The organism is Aeromonas sp. 600282, from assembly GCF_049175755.1.
GTDB classification, from domain to species: domain Bacteria; phylum Pseudomonadota; class Gammaproteobacteria; order Enterobacterales; family Aeromonadaceae; genus Aeromonas; species Aeromonas veronii_A.
Map to the genome: position 1 here is coordinate 128888 of NZ_JAAKVR010000002.1, position 15472 is coordinate 144359.

The 15472-nt window shown below is 58.3% G+C and carries 9 protein-coding genes; 6 read left to right on the forward strand and 3 right to left on the reverse strand.

Features of this window, described 5'->3' with window-relative positions:
* Nucleotides 1–34 precede the first annotated feature (34 nt).
* From G5137_RS03355 to G5137_RS03380, 6 genes are all read left to right on the forward strand, one after another.
* Entirely contained in the window at nt 35–2437 is a 2403-nt protein-coding gene (locus G5137_RS03355) for a GH92 family glycosyl hydrolase (protein ID WP_421254912.1), read from the forward strand.
* A gap of 62 nt (nt 2438–2499) precedes the next feature.
* Entirely contained in the window at nt 2500–5022 is a 2523-nt protein-coding gene (locus tag G5137_RS03360; protein ID WP_421254913.1) for a GH92 family glycosyl hydrolase, read from the forward strand.
* 305 nt (nt 5023–5327) lie between these two features.
* A complete protein-coding gene (locus tag G5137_RS03365) occupies nt 5328–7766 on the forward strand; it encodes a GH92 family glycosyl hydrolase (RefSeq protein WP_421254914.1) in 2439 nt (812 codons plus the stop codon).
* Nucleotides 7767–8208: 442 nt separating this feature from the next.
* The gene (locus G5137_RS03370; protein WP_421254915.1) at nt 8209–10101 is read left to right on the forward strand and encodes a PTS fructose transporter subunit EIIC; all 1893 of its coding nucleotides are present in this window, start codon (nt 8209–8211) and stop codon (nt 10099–10101) included.
* 235 nt (nt 10102–10336) lie between these two features.
* Entirely contained in the window at nt 10337–11089 is a 753-nt protein-coding gene (locus G5137_RS03375; protein ID WP_421254916.1) for a DNA/RNA non-specific endonuclease, read from the forward strand.
* Nucleotides 11090–11412: 323 nt separating this feature from the next.
* Nucleotides 11413–12516, forward strand: a complete 1104-nt coding sequence (locus G5137_RS03380; RefSeq protein ID WP_421254917.1) for an ElyC/SanA/YdcF family protein — start codon at nt 11413–11415, stop codon at nt 12514–12516.
* A gap of 82 nt (nt 12517–12598) precedes the next feature.
* On the opposite strand, the gene G5137_RS03385 is transcribed toward G5137_RS03380, so the two are convergent.
* The 3 genes from G5137_RS03385 to cyoE form a co-directional block, all read right to left on the reverse strand.
* Complete coding sequence (locus G5137_RS03385; protein WP_005337730.1) at nt 12599–12973, reverse strand: DUF805 domain-containing protein; 375 nt, start codon at nt 12971–12973, stop codon at nt 12599–12601.
* Nucleotides 12974–13033: 60 nt separating this feature from the next.
* Nucleotides 13034–14404 (reverse strand): MFS transporter, encoded by a 1371-nt coding sequence (locus tag G5137_RS03390; protein ID WP_266135111.1) that lies wholly within the window; start codon nt 14402–14404, stop codon nt 13034–13036.
* Nucleotides 14405–14564: 160 nt separating this feature from the next.
* Nucleotides 14565–15461 (reverse strand): heme o synthase, encoded by an 897-nt coding sequence (cyoE, locus tag G5137_RS03395; protein WP_421254918.1) that lies wholly within the window; start codon nt 15459–15461, stop codon nt 14565–14567.
* Nucleotides 15462–15472 lie beyond the last annotated feature (11 nt).

Genomic DNA, 15472 nt, shown 5'->3' on the forward strand with positions numbered 1-15472 from the left:
TCCTCCCCCATCACTACTCAAAAATGGAATGACCATGTTCAAGTGCAATCTTCTTTCTCTTGCGGTGATTGCCGCACTGACCGGTGGCATCGCCGGTTGCAACAGTGAGAGCGAGTCTACCGCTATCGAGAAACCGGTAACTCCGGTTGTCGATCTGTCGGTACTGAAATACGTTGACCCCATGATAGGCACCGCCGCATCAGGCCACACCTTCCCCGGCGCCACCCGCCCGGCTGGCATGGTGCAACTCTCGCCGGATACCTTTATTGGCTCCAATACCGATCACGAGAGCGGACTCAACCCCTGGCACTCAGCCTCCGGCTACTGGGACTCTTCCAATTACCTCACGGGCGAGATCGTCGCAACCGATGTTCCGCTCTACGGCTTCTCCCATACCCATCTCTCCGGCACCGGCGCCACCGATCTGGGCGACATTCTGGTACTGCCCTACGCCGAGATGGCCGACGCCCAGATAAACGCCTTTGACAAAACCAATGAGCACGCCAGCGCCGGTTATTACAAAACCAGACTGAACAAGGGGGAGATTGAGGTTGAACTGACCACCACCAAACGGGTCGGTTTGCACCGTTACACCTTCGCCAAAGGAGCTGATCGGAATGTGAAATTCGATCTGGGTCATACCCTGCTGAACAACAACGGCCAATCGCTGAAAAACAAAATCGAAGTGGTGGATGAGTACACCCTGCGTGGCCGCAAAACCTCCACTGGCTGGTTCCAGGGACAGAACCATCAGGGCCAGAACATCTTCTTCTACGCCAAATTCAACCAACCTGTGGCCAGGGCCATGCTGGGCGAGCAGGACAAGATGCCCACCCGGGAGATGCGCCCCAGCAGCGTCTATCAAGGGGATGACCTGACCGCCTACCTCAATTTTGGCCAGGGTGACCAACCGCTCGAGATCCGGGTCGGTATCTCGGCGGTGAGCTGGCAAGGAGCACAGAAGAATCTGGAGGCGGAAGCCCCCACCTTTGATTTTGCCAAGGTGAAGTCAGACGCAGAATACGCGTGGGCCGAAAAGCTGGCAACACTCAAAACCGAAGGGGGGACGGAGACCGAGAAGACCAATTTCTACACCGCTCTCTACCACATGATGATCGCCCCTATCGAGCTCTACGATGTGGATGGCAAGTATCTTGATATGCAAGGCACCCTGCGCACCCTGCAACCTGGCGATACCCCCAACTACTCCATCTACTCGACCTGGGATACCTTCCGCGCCGTTCACCCCATGTGGACCATCATGGACCCGCCACAGGCGACTCTCTACGCCAAGGATCTGATCCGCAAATCCAACGTGGAGTTCGGCCTGCTGCCCAAATGGGAAGGCCACGGCTCGGAAACCGGCACCATGATTGGCTACCCCTCGGCGGCCATCCTTGCCGATGCGGTGACCAAGGGGCTGATCGATGCGCAAGAGGCACTGGAAGCCTCGGTCAAATCGGCCCACTACCGGCCTGCCGATTACCCGCAGATCCATGACGACATCCTGAGCTCGCTGATGGCCGGTCAGCTCAGCTATCACGAGAAAGAGCAGTGCGTCCGTTATCCCAACTGGAACTCGGTCTCCTACTCGCTGGAGTTCTCTTTCTACGACTGGACCATCGCCGAGATGGCGAAAGCCGCGGGCGACATGACTACCTATCAGGAGTTCAAGGCACGATCCTACAATTCGCTCAAACATTGGGATCCCCAGGCTGGCAATGCCGATGGCAAAGGCTTCTTCGTACCGACCGAGCTGAAAAACGGTGACCCGTGCGCCCTGAAATACGCGGCGGCCGATTTCGATCCCTACAAGTCGGATGCCTTCTACTACACCGAGGGCAATGCCTGGCAGTGGCAGTGGTCCTTCATGCAGGATCTCGACAAGCTGACCGAGATCATGGGTGGCCAGCAGGGACTGAACGACAAGCTCGACAACCTGTTCAACGCCGACCCCAACGGGGGCGAAGCACATCAGGACATGACCGGTTACATCGGGCAGTACATTCATGGCAACGAGCCCTCACACCACGTCATCTATCTCTACAATCGCACCGCCCAGCCCTGGAAAGCGCAGGAGTACCTCGACCGGGTCTATAAGGAGTTCTACAAAACCACCCCGGATGGCCTGATCGGCAATGAAGACGTCGGCCAGATGTCGGCCTGGTACATCATGAGTGCCATGGGCTTCTATCAAATCTCCCCGGGCGACCCGACCTACACCATCGGTCGTCCCATCTTTGACAAGGTCACCATCAACCTGCCCGACGGTCAGTTCAACGTGGTAGCGCAGAACAACAGCCCGGACAACCTCTATGTCAAAGAGGTCACCATCAATGGCAAGCCACTCAACCAGTACAACACCTTCGCCCACAGCGAGATCCGTCCCGGTGGTGAGCTGCGTTTTGTGATGACCAACCAGCAACCGACCCCGTAACTCTACAAGCGGCAAGCCACCCGGCTTGCCGCTTTTTCATCTCCGGAATTTGAGGAACAACAATGTTCAAACCCCACAAGCTGGCCATCATGGTGACAGCCCTGCTTGGCCTCTATGGCTGCAACACAAATGATGAGACTACTGACAATGGCCGCCCCGATAATGCCCTGCAGGTGCTGCAATATGTCGATCCGCTGATCGGCACCGATGGGCTGGGCAATGTCAATCCGGCCCCTGTCATGCCGGAAGGGATGATCCAGCCGGGCCCGGACAACTGGAATCCGGCCAACTGGAATGGCAAGGGATCCCCTTCCGACTATCACCACCATCTGGCCAAGCTTTCCGGCTTCAGCAGCACCCATATCTCGGGGGCAGGCAAGGGGGATCTCAATGATTTCGCCTTCTTGCCCTTCACCGGCAACAATACCGACCCGGTCACCATCAACAAGCCTGGCGAACTGTCGGAGGTGGGCTATTACAAAGCGGATCTGGTGGAGACCGGCATCAAGGCCGAACTCACTGCCACCCAGCGGGTCGCCTTCCACCGTTACAGCTATCCGGCGGGTGAAGATCGCAAAGTCCAGCTTGATCTGCAGCACGAGCTGCTGGAGCAGTATGGCAACCACTCCCGCAATATTTACTTCAAGCGGGTGAGCGACAACGCAATTGCCGGAGCCAGAACCAGCAACGAGTGGGGGCAGTGGCAGACGGTCTTTTTCTACGCCGAGTTTTCCGAGCCGTTTGTGGATCAGATCCTCTATGTCGATGGCAAATTGAGCAACGACACCGAGGTGGGGTTGGCCGATTACATCGGGTATGGCGAAACCAGACCCCGGGTACGGGATGTGGTGACCCAGCTCAACTTTGCCAAAGGGGAACGGCCCATCACCATGAAGATGGCCATCTCGGGCACCGGCATTGAGGGGGCCATGGCCAACCTGCGCGCCGATGAACATGACTACCGCTTCGATCAGGTGGTGCAGGAGAACAAGCAGGCATGGGCGAAAGTGCTCAATAAGTTCACCCTGGAGGGTGGCAGCGATGCCGACAAGACGATGTTTTATACCTCGCTCTATCGCACCTACATCGCCCCCTTCGTCTATCAGGATGTGGATGGTCAATATCGCGGAATGGATGGCAAGGTGCATCAGGCCAAGCCGGGCTTTACCAACTATTCGGTCTACTCCATGTGGGACACCTTCCGCGCCGCTCACCCATTGAAGACCATCATCGAAAAAGAGCGATCCATCGACTATGTGCACGATCTGCTCAACAAATATAAAACCGGCGGCATCATGCCCAAATGGGAGCTGCACTCCGACTATACCGGCGAGATGGTCGGCTACCCGGCGGTCTCCATCATCGCCGACGTCATCGTCAAATACCCGGATGCATTCACACAGGAAGAGATAAAGCTGGCGCTGCAGGCGGCCAATGTCTCCGCCAACTTTGACCTCGCGCTGACCAAAAGCTGGGTGCCCTATCAGGATCCCTGGAACGGCGACAAGCGCTTCACCGTGATGACCCGTCACGGCCAGTATGCCGAGCAGCACGGCTATGTCCCCGCCAACGTCAAACTCAAGCCGGAAGAGGGCGGCATGGCCCAGGACAAGTACGATGAGCTGGTCAACGAATCCGTCTCGTACGGTGTCGAGAATGCTTACTATGACTGGTGCATCGCCCAGCTGGCCCGACTGGCTGGCGACAAATCCGCGGAGAACCGCTATCTGGCCCGGGCGACTACCTGGCGCGCCTATTTTGACTACAACCCGGCGCAATATGGCAACTATGGCGCGACCGGCTTTATGCGCCCCAAAAATTACGATGGCAGCTGGGTCAACAATTACCCCTCCTGCGCCATCGATAAAAACGGCAATCCCGTTACACCACCACAAAACTGTGACACCAACGACAGCAGCCGTTATGACATCTTCTGGCCCTATCGGGCCGAGCACAGGGGACAGGACTTTACCGAAGGCAACACCTGGCAGTGGAGCTGGTTTGTTCCCCACGATATCGAGGGGCTCAAAGAGGTGATGGGGGGCGAGGAGGGATTCCGGAAGAATCTGGATGCCCTCTTCACCGCCAACTCCAACGCTGATACCTCGCAAGGGGATATGACCGGCTATATCGGGCAGTTCGTGATGGGGAACGAACCGGATCACCATGTTCCCTACCTCTATAACTGGACCAAGGAGCCGTGGAAAACCCAGGAGTATGTGGATCAGGCGGTGCGCAGCTTCTTCCACCCGACCACCACAGGGCTGATTGGCAATGAGGATGTGGGGCAAATGTCCGCCTGGTACATCATGAGTGCGCTGGGCTTCTATCAGGTCACGCCGGGGCTCCCGGTCTACACCATAGGTCGGCCACTGTTTGACAAGGTGACGATGGATATTGATGGCGGGAAATTCACCGTGCTCGCCGAAAACAATGGCCCCCAAAATATCTATGTGGAATCGGTCACCATCAATGGCAAACCGTTGGGGGAAAACCTGACATTCAACCACAGCGATATTCATGCCGGTGGTGAACTGAGATTTATCATGACGGCACAGAAACCGACCGCGTCAAATAATAAATAACCATCATTCATTGCCAATATATGTTCAGGCCCAAAGCTTCCTTTGGGCCTCTTTTTTGTTCACTAACAAAAATGTTCAAAAATATACCGCACGCAATTACATGATACCCGGATCACAAACAGCGCGCCTTGCCACAAAAGTCTAGTGAATGACACTTTTTTACTCTGTCGATGAAACAGATGGCATGGGAATAATAGTGCTCGCCGGGATCAATGCCATCGAGCACCAATATTGCTCAGGGATCGCTCCGGTCTCATAAAAATAGATCATGACTGCTCACCCTCTACCCGATGGAGCCGCTCAATATGTTCAAGAAAAATATTCTGGCCATTGCCCTGACCAGCACGGTAGCCATGTTATCCGGCTGCGATTCAGATAACAGCAGCGACAATAACGACGATCAAAAGCCAACGCCAACCAATGTGTTGCAATATGTGAACCCATTCGTTGGCACTGGCTTTAACGGTCACACCTTTCCCGGCCCTGTGGTACCGGAGGGCATGGTGCAACTCTCGCCGGATACCGAGTTGATCGGCTGGCACTCCTCCTCCGGCTATCACTTTGACAAAGATACCCTGTTCGGATTTTCCCACACCCACCTCTCAGGCACCGGCATGGGGGGGCTGGGGGATATTCTGTTCCTGCCCTTTACCGAAGATAAATCCAAATACATCGAGCAAAGCGATGATTACCGCAAAGCCATCTCGGTCAAAATGGACAAAAAATCCGAGCAGGCCGAGCCTGGCTACTATGCGGTGCGCATCGCCGAGAATGGCATCAAGGCCGAGCTGACCGCCTCCGAGCGGGTGGGCTTTCACCGCTACACCTATCCGCAGGGGCAACCCCAACGGCTGAAGATCGATTTGAACTCGATCCTCAACAGCGACTGGGGATCGAGTTCGCTGCGCAACAAACTCACCGTCAGCGAAGATGGCTACACCATCACCGGCGAGCGAGATGCGACTCACTTCTCCGGCTGGGCGAAAAACCAGAAGATCTTCTTCCACGCGACCTTCGACAAGAAGATCAAAGAGGTCTACATCCTCGCTGGTGGTGTACCGGTAGAGGGCTTGAGCGCCGAGCACAAGGCCAAATCCAAAGCGGATGTCACCGCTTACGTCGAATTTGAAGAGGGCGGCTCAGCCCAACTGAACGCCAAAGTTGCCCTATCGGCGGTCGATGCCACCGGCGCATGGAACAACTACCAGGCCGAAGGGGATGTTTCGTTTGACGAGGCCCGCGCCAACGCCCGCGAGAAGTGGGCCAACGCCCTCAATTTCACCATCGAGGGGGGCAGCAAGGAGCAAAACGAGATCTTCTACACCGCCCTCTACCACACCAAGATCGCCCCCATCGTCCATCAGGATGTGGATGGCAACTACCGCGGCATGGGCAAAGGGGCGCAGGCCAAGGGGGAAGGCAGCTACTCCATCCACTATGGCCAGGCAAGCGAAGATCAGCCCAACTTCTCGGTCTACTCACTGTGGGACACCCAGCGAGCGCTGCACCCGCTCAAAACCATCACCGAACCCACCCGCGCCGTGCAGTATGCCAAGAACCTGATCCAGAAGTATCTGGAGAGCGGCCTGCTGCCCAAGTGGGAGCATCTGGGGGATGAGACAGGCACCATGGTGGGCTATCCGGCTGTAGTGGTGATTGCCGACGCCATCACCAAATACCCCGATGCCTTCACTGCGCAGGAGAAAAATCTGGCGCTCACGGCCGCCATCGACTCCTCCACCTATACCAACTACCCCATGCTGGCGACCGAGTGGGACAAGGCGGTGCTGGACAAGACCCTGACCAACCACATCGATTACATCGAAAAGAACGGCTTTGCCCCGGCAGTGCAGCGGATCGACGGTCAGCCCGTCTTCGCTGACTACACCCTCGAGTCGGTCTCCTACGGTCTGGAGAACGCCTTCTATGACTGGGCCATCGCCCGGATCGCCAAGGCGGCCGGCAACCCGGCGGCCGAAGCGCGCTATCTGGCCCGTTCTAACGGCTATCAGCGCTACTTCGACCACAATGCGGCCGAATACGCCCAGTACGGGGTGACCGGTTTCATGCGTCCGGTGATGATCGATGGCGCCTTCATGACGCCGTTTGATCCCTATGGCACCGAACATGAGACCGGCAACTATACCGAGGGCAACGCCTGGCAGTGGACCTGGTTTGTGCCCCATGACATCAAGGGTCTGAAAACCGCGATGGGCGGAGAAGAGGCCTTCAAGCAGAATCTGGACGCCACCTTTGCCGCCGAGAGTCAGGGGTCGGAGACCGCTGACATGACCGGGATGATGGGTCAGGTGGCCTTCGGCAATGAACCCTCCCACCATATTCCCTACCTCTACAACTGGACATCGGAGCCCTGGAAAACTCAGGAGACGGTCGACTACATCCTCGACACCATGTACTCGAACACCCCGGCAGGCATCATAGGCAACGAGGATGTGGGCTCCATGTCTGCCTGGTATGTGATGTCAGCACTTGGCTTCTATCAGGTGAATGCGGCAGACCCCGTTTACACTATTGGCCGCCCGCTATTTGCCAAAGCGACCATCCCGGTCAAGGGGGGAACCTTCACCATCATCGCCGATAACAACAGCGCCAAGAACCGCTATGTCCAGTCGGTCACCATCAATGGCAAACCGCTCAAGGATGGTCTCTTCTTCGAGCACAAGGAGTTTGTACCGGGGGGCAACCTCCACTTCGTGATGGGCGATACCCCGCCACAAAAGTAACGATCGATAGCATTGAAGTGACATTCAGCACGCAATCCGAAAATGTCACTTTGTGATACCCGACGGCCCACGCCAGATGGATTGATAAAATCCAATCAGCGCTGGGCCATTTTATTTTCCAGTGGGAAACCCAGGTTCAGCCATTAACCCGTTTTTCTCAAATATGCCTTAAATCGGGCAATAAACCGCAAAAAATGGCTGTAAATCCCATTACAAGGGTTTTTCTGTCATACCTTGACCGCTGTCACATCCTGCCATTAATTAAACAAAAACCACTATTGAGTTAAAGATCAACACTTTGCGAGCTGGATCACACCAGCAAAACCATGCAACAAAAATCCAGTTATTGCTACATTCATCGCCTGTCCAACCCTACCCGTGAGGGCAATAATGAGCCCAATTCGCAACGCATGACTTAGCCCTTACAGGGAAGGAGAGTGAGATGTTACCCACCATGACCAACGGCAGACTCATCTGCCTGGAGTTGAAGGCCACCAGCAAGGAGGCTCTGTTCGACGAGATGGCACAGATGCTGGCGCGCGATGGCGCCGTGTCTGATCAACAGCAATTCGTCAAGGATATCTGGGCCCGCGAGCAGCTGGACTGCACCGGCTTCGAGCAGGGTGTCGCCCTGCCCCACGCCAAGAGCAAGGCGGTCAGCCGTCCGGCCATAGCCATCGGTGTCAGCCGTCAGGGTATCGAGTACGGCGCCGAAGATGGCAAACCGACCCAGCTTATCTTCATGATCGCCTCCCCGGATGGCGGCGCCAACCACCACATCGAAGTGCTGGCCGAGCTCTCCACCCGTCTGCTGGAACCGGGCTTTATCGAGCAGATGAAAGCCGCCACCACCGTCGAGCAAGCGCTGACCCTGCTCAAGCAAGGCCCGAAAGTGCAAAAACCGGCCCCAGCCGCCAAACCGGCTGCCACTGCACCGGCTGAACCCGAAGAGCGCACCTTCAAGGATCGCCTCAATACCATGAAGCAGCACCTGCTGTTTGGTACTTCCCACATGATCCCCTTCATCGTGGCGGGCGGTGTGCTGCTGTCACTGTCGGTGATGATGAGCGGCAAGGGCGCCGTGCCGGAAGCGGGCTTCCTCAAAGACATGGCAACCATGGGGATCGCCGGTCTGACCCTGTTTACCGCCGTGCTGGGTGGCTATATCGCCTACTCGCTGGCTGACAAGCCGGGCCTGGCCCCGGGCATGATCGGCTCCTGGATTGCCGTTCAGCACTATCAAACCGGTTTCCTCGGCGCCATTCTGGTGGGCTTTATCGCCGGTTTCGTGGTCAATCAGCTCAAACGGATCAAGCTGCCTGACTCCATGACCTCCCTCGGTTCCATCTTCATCTATCCGCTGATCGGTACCTTTCTGGTGTGCGGCATCGTGATGTGGGGGATCGGTGCCCCGATCGCCGCCATGATGGAAGGGATGAACCACTGGCTCTCCAGCATGGCGGGCTCAGGTAAAGTGATGCTGGGTGCCATTCTGGGTGGTATGACCGCCTTCGATATGGGCGGCCCGGTCAACAAGGTTGCTACCCTGTTTGCCCAGACTCAGGTCAACACCCAGCCCTGGCTGATGGGCGGCGTCGGCATCGCCATCTGTGTGCCGCCGCTGGGTATGGCGCTGGCGACCTTCATGTCTCCGAAGCGTTACAAGAAAGAGGAGCGTGAATCCGGCAAAGCGGCCGCCATCATGGGCATGATCGGTATCAGCGAAGGTGCAATCCCGTTTGCCGCCGCGGACCCCATGCGTGTCATCCCAGCCATCGTCGCAGGCGGTATCGTCGGCAACATCACCGGCTTTATGATGCACAGTATCAACCACGCCCCTTGGGGTGGCTGGATTGTCCTGCCGGTTGTTGAAGGCAAGATGGGCTACATCTTGGGTACCATCCTCGGCGCCCTGACCACCGCCATCATCGTCAACCTGCTGAAGAAGCCGGTGAGCGAAGAAGATGACGTCACTACCACCCAAACCAGCTTCGAAGTCATTGAAGCGGAAGGAGAAGCAGACGTACTGGCCATCACTGCCTGCCCGTCTGGCGTGGCCCACACCTTCCTCGCCGCCAAGAGCCTGCAGAAGGCCGCCGCCAAGCAGGGGATCAAGATCAAGGTCGAGACCCAGGGCGCCAACGGCATCATCAACCGCATCACCGCCAAGGATGTCGCCAACGCCCGCTGCGTCATCTTCGCCCACGATGTGGCCATCAAGAACCGCGAGCGCTTCACCAATATCGAGGTCATCGATGTGAAAACCAAAGAGGCGATCCACAATCCGGAAGCACTGCTGGCCCGCACGCTGGGCAACAAGGCAAACGCCGCCTGATAACCGTCAGACTCCACCTATAACAAGGGGCCCATCACTGGCCCCTTTTCGTTACCTGCTAAGCAACCGCATATCATCCCACCGACCAAGCCACTGATTTAAAACATATTAACCAGTCACATCACGGATCTTGGCGAGCCGTCACAGAACTGTGACGTGTAAAAAAACAGCAATTGAAGCGCTAGTCAGATCTCATGTCAAATGGCTCCGCCTACTAAACTGGATCATCACAAAAATGATAAAAATCAATAAATTGGTTCTGGCTGTTACCCTCACCCTCACGACTACCCCCTTGCTGGCAGCCCACTGGACGTGTGGCGACCACGTGCGCTTTGGTCTGCCCTCCGAATCGGATCAGAAGCTCTGCCGTGAAGGGTATGCGGTCGGCTACAACTACGACTACAAGGTGGCGGACTGGGTCTCCTACCGGATGACCGCCCAGAGCGCACAGGGCACAGTGCCGCGCAAGGATGCCTTCGCCGAGGACAGGGAGATCCCGGTTGCCTACCGCGCCACCCTCTCCGACTACAAGGGCTCGGGCTACGACCGTGGCCATCAGGCCCCGGCGGGGGACATGAAATCGAACAAGAACACCATGAAAGAGAGCTTCCTGCTGAGCAACATGACACCGCAGATCGGGGTGCTCAACCAGAAGGCGTGGCGCGTGCTGGAGGACAAGGTGAACAAGTGGGCGGTCTCCCGCAAGGATGTGCAGGTGATCACCGGCCCCATCTTTACCGGCTCTGAAGAGTCCATCGGTCAGGGTGTGGCGATCCCGAGCGCCTACTACAAGATCGTGATGGACCCGGCCAGACTGCAGGCCATCGCCTTTATCATGCCGCAGCAAGAGGTGCCCATCAGCCAGATCGCCGACTACCGGGTCTCGGTACGTGAGGTGGAGGAGCAGACCCAGCTCAACTTCTTCAGCGATATGCCCGAAGAGCAGCAAGAGACGCTGGAAGCCCGCATCTCCCCGATGTGGAACTGACTGCGAACACTCGCCAACAGATGGATTGACACCCCATCTCTCTTGCATCGCGATAGAGGGAGGGGCCAACGCCCCTCCCAGCAGGGGGAGTCACGCTCCCCCTGTCCCTTTTCAGATGGCAGCTGACCCGTTGCGGCCACTTTTGCGGCCACAGGAGTGGCATCACCCGACGACCCGCCCCGACTCACAGTTTGCCGCACCGTTAACTGGTATATTGCCCTCTCTTTGGCACTAACAGACTGAATTGACGCACATTTGCCTTATCCCATCGGCCCACACGCTGGCGCACCACGGTGCAATTCAGCCCGACAGAGGACCTTTTGATGAAACAGACCCTTCTTGCCCTCACCCTCGGCGGCCTGCTGGCGCTCTCGCCCCTCGCCCTGCAAGCGGCCGAGAGCTCGATGCAGATGGAGCATGACCTCAATACCCTGGTCAGCAAGCGCCAGGCGGTGGACATGCTGCTCGGCGAAGCACTGCAGATCTACAAGTCGCCAGCCAAGATCTCCCACGCCGGTTTTACCGCCAAGATGCCGAGCAATATGGAGCTGGTGACCGAGCGGCTGCTGGCCGCCTACCAGCTTGAACCCTACCGCACCGACCTGCTCATCTCGGCAGCCAACGTCCAGATCTACAACGGCAACCTGAGCCGCGCCATCACCTTGCTGGAGCAGGCGCAGGCCGTCGCCCCCGATGATCTCGACATCAACAGCTATCTCGCCATCTGGCAGCTGGTGAAGGGTAACAAGGAGGCCTCCCGCAGCTATCTGGCGAAAGTGGCTGATCGCAACAGTGGCCGCGCCGCCGATCTGGAGGAGATCATCGCCCGGGTGCAGCGGATCACCGCCGCCCCGCTGCAGACCGAACTGACCGGGGATCAGGTCAAGGCCAGCAGGGAGGGCAAACGCGCCATCGTCACCCTGGGCTACGCCCTCAATCCCGACGGCAGCATGGACAAGATCCTGCTGGGCCGTCTGCAAACCACTCTGGCGCTGGCCAAGGCCGACCCGGAAGCGCTGATCATCCTGACTGGCGGCATGCCCCAGAACCGCCAGACCGAGGGCAAGCTGATGGCCGACTGGCTGGCCAACCACGGCATCGCTCGCAGCCGCCTGATTGAAGAGAACTACGCCACCAGCACGGTGGATAACGCCCTCTACAGCGCCTATGCCCTCGCCCGCCACCAGATTGACTATGCGGTGCTGGTGAGCTCCGCCAGCCATGTACGCCGCGGTCAGACGGTGCTGGAAATCGCCTGCGACCAGATTGGCCCGGCCAACATCAAGGTGGCGAGCGTCAGCTACCCCGACAAACCCCTCGAGGAGCTGGCCACCCCGAGCGAGAGCGAGCTGCTCGGCATCTACCGCGACGCCCTGCGCACCTACGGCATGTGGAGCTACCGCTCCGCCCCGCTGATCGAGCGTTGATCGGCCATCAACACGAAAAAGAGAGGGAGGCGCGATGCCTCCCTCTCTTTTTATTGACCGATGGTTGGCCAAGCCGCGCCCGTTAGCTGACGATAAAGCCCTGCGAGGGGGCCGCTTTGGGATCATCACCGAAGCGGTTTGGCCCCTGCTGGCCGTTGCAAACCATAAAGTAGATAAGCACCAGGGTGCCGATAATTGGGATAAGCCCGAGCAGCAGCCACCAAGCGCTGCGGTCGGTATCGTGCAGACGACGGGCCGCCACCGCCAGCGATGGCAGCAGCACCGCCAGCGAATAGATGGAGCTGATCAACTCATTGTCGCCGCCAATCAGCTTGTCCACCATGCCGAGCAACAGCATGACGATGACGTTGCACAGCACGAACATCCAGTATTCGGTGCGACGGGCCCGCCCGCTGAATACCGCATATTGCTTGAGGACCGAGATATACCAGTTCATTGCGCCTCCAGACTGTTTTCAAAAACAAGTAGTTGCAGATCCGAACCGAGCTTAGCGCGATCAGTGTCCGGCGTCGATCACCAGCAGCTCCAGATCCTGGCGACTGACCCGCTTGCTGTCCACCTTCACATAGAGCGAACGTTCCTTCCGTGCCAGCAGTACATCGTTCACCCCGTCGCAGGCTCGGAGTTTCTGCTCCAGTGCAGGGCTCGCCTCCACCCCTTCCGGTAACAGGATGCGCAGACTGCTCACATAGGGGGGCTCCTGCATGGTGAGGCTGACCCCGAGCCAGACAAGGGCCAGCGCAGAGCAGCCGCCAAACACCAGGGCGCCACCACCCAGACTGTAGAGCAGGCCCCCCAGGCTGCCACCGATAGCCACTCCGATAAACTGGCTGGTGGAGTAGATCCCCATGGCCGTACCCTTGTAACCCGGTGGCGACTCCTTGCTGATCAGGGATGGCAGCAACGCCTCCATCACGTTGAAGCCGATGAAGAAGAGCTGCAGGCCGGCGAGCAGGCCCCACAGCTGCAGGCCAGCCTGCCACAGCACCACTTCGGCGCTGAGCATCACCAGCACGCAGATCTGGAACACCAACTTCATCTTTCTGCGCGTCTCGGCATAGATGATGAAGGGTACAACGCTGACGAAGGCAATCAGCATGGTGACCAGATAAGCCTGCCACTGGCTGTCCCGAGGCAGACCCGCTTGCTCCAGCAGCGGCGGCAACGCCACGAAGCTCGACATCAACAGGGTATGCACGCACAAAATGCCGAGATTGAGTTTGAGCAGGCGCGGATTGGTCAGCACAGTGCGCATCCCGCCCCTGACCATGCCGGACTCGCGATTGAGCAGATGAGTTGTCGGTGTCGGCACCAGCCAGAGGGTGACGGCAATGCCCCCCAGCGCCAGCAGGGCGATGAGCCAGAACAGGCCGGAGAGTCCCAGCGCATGAGTGATGAGGGGGCCGGTCACCATGGCGATGGCGAAGGTGATGCCAAAGCTCACCCCGATGAAGGCCATCGCCTTGGTGCGGTTCTGCTCGCGGGTGAGATCCGACAAGAGCGCCATCACGGCGGCCGAGATGGCGCCGCTGCCCTGCAGGGCGCGGCCGGCGATGACGCCCCAGATGGAGTGGGTCAGCGCCGCGATCACGCTGCCGAGGGCAAACATCAGCAGGCCGCCGACGATGAGGGGCTTGCGGCCCACCTTGTCGGAGAGCAGACCGAACGGGATCTGGAACAGCGCCTGGGTCATGCCGTAGATGCCGATGGCCAGGCCGATGAGCGCCTCGGAGGCCCCCGCCAGCGACATGCCGTAGGTGGTCAGCACCGGCAGCACCATAAACATGCCGAGCATGCGCAACGAGAAGACGGAGCCGAGCGCCCAGGTGGCACGGCGCTCGCCCCTCGTCATGGTGAAATCATTCATGATGGCCTCGATAGGTCAGGGAAAAGGAAGACTCAAGGGGTGGCCGACACGCGCCATGCCACACCCGACAGAGGGGAAAAGTACCCGATGGGCGGCCCCATAATAACAGAGCCGGGGAGGTTCCCGGCTCTGGATCTCATGCAATCGGAAGCAACGCACACTATCGGAGCAACATGCTCACCAGCGCCACAGGCTCGGCCTCTGGCTGGAAGTCTACCGACATCATGACACTCAGACAGGTAATGGTGACGATGGAAAACATAAACAGCTTGCGCGCCCAGAGAACATCATCAACCAGCTGTTTGTAACCCGACAGCGCCATCCCCAGCCACCAGACACTCACCGCAGTGGCCACCACCAGATACTTGTAGCCGGCGTAACCGCCGAGGAACAGCATCAGGGTCGGCACCATAAAGGCCAGGATGTAGAGGGTAATGTGGTGCTTGGCCACCGAAATTCCCTTCACCACCGGCAACACCGGAATGTTGGCCGCCTGATAATCCTTGAAGCGGAAAATGGCGATCGCATAGGAGTGCGGCATCTGCCACAGGCTGAAGATCGCCAGCAGGATCAAGGCCCCCGAGTCGAACTGGCCGCTCACCGCACAGTAGCCGATGACCGGCGGCGCGGCGCCGGAGAGGCTGCCCACCAGGGTGCCGTAGACCGAGTGACGCTTCATGTAGAGGCTGTAGACCCCCACATAGACAATGAAGCCCAGCACCGCCAGCAGAGCAGCCAACGGATTGGCCGCCCAATAGAGCAGTGCAATGCCCGCCATGCCAAGCGCGGTGGCGTACCAGAGCGATACGCCGGGGGCGATCAGCCCCTTCACCAGAGCACGGTTCTTAGTGCGCTCCATGATGCAGTCGATATCCCGGTCGATGTAGTTGTTGAACACGCAACCGGAGGCCACCACCAGCGAAACACCCACCATGGTCAGCATGAACAGGGGCAGGTCCAGGCTTCCTTTTGAAGCCAGCAGAAATCCCCCGATCACCGAGATGAGGTTGCCGAAGATGATGCCCGGCTTGGTCACTTGCAGGTATTGCTTCATCATTGCCAGCCTGC

Bases quoted from the DNA above. Each gene is read 5' to 3' on its own strand.
- G5137_RS03370 (WP_421254915.1), top strand. From the start codon at position 8,209: ATGTTACCCACCATGACCAACGGCAGACTCATCTGCCTGGAGTTGAAG.
- cyoE (WP_421254918.1), bottom strand. From the start codon at position 15,461: ATGATGAAGCAATACCTGCAAGTGACCAAGCCGGGCATCATCTTCGGC.
- G5137_RS03355 (WP_421254912.1), top strand. From the start codon at position 35: ATGTTCAAGTGCAATCTTCTTTCTCTTGCGGTGATTGCCGCACTGACC.
- G5137_RS03380 (WP_421254917.1), top strand. From the start codon at position 11,413: ATGAAACAGACCCTTCTTGCCCTCACCCTCGGCGGCCTGCTGGCGCTC.
- G5137_RS03375 (WP_421254916.1), top strand. From the start codon at position 10,337: ATGATAAAAATCAATAAATTGGTTCTGGCTGTTACCCTCACCCTCACG.
- G5137_RS03390 (WP_266135111.1), bottom strand. From the start codon at position 14,404: ATGAATGATTTCACCATGACGAGGGGCGAGCGCCGTGCCACCTGGGCG.
- G5137_RS03385 (WP_005337730.1), bottom strand. From the start codon at position 12,973: ATGAACTGGTATATCTCGGTCCTCAAGCAATATGCGGTATTCAGCGGG.
- G5137_RS03365 (WP_421254914.1), top strand. From the start codon at position 5,328: ATGTTCAAGAAAAATATTCTGGCCATTGCCCTGACCAGCACGGTAGCC.
- G5137_RS03360 (WP_421254913.1), top strand. From the start codon at position 2,500: ATGTTCAAACCCCACAAGCTGGCCATCATGGTGACAGCCCTGCTTGGC.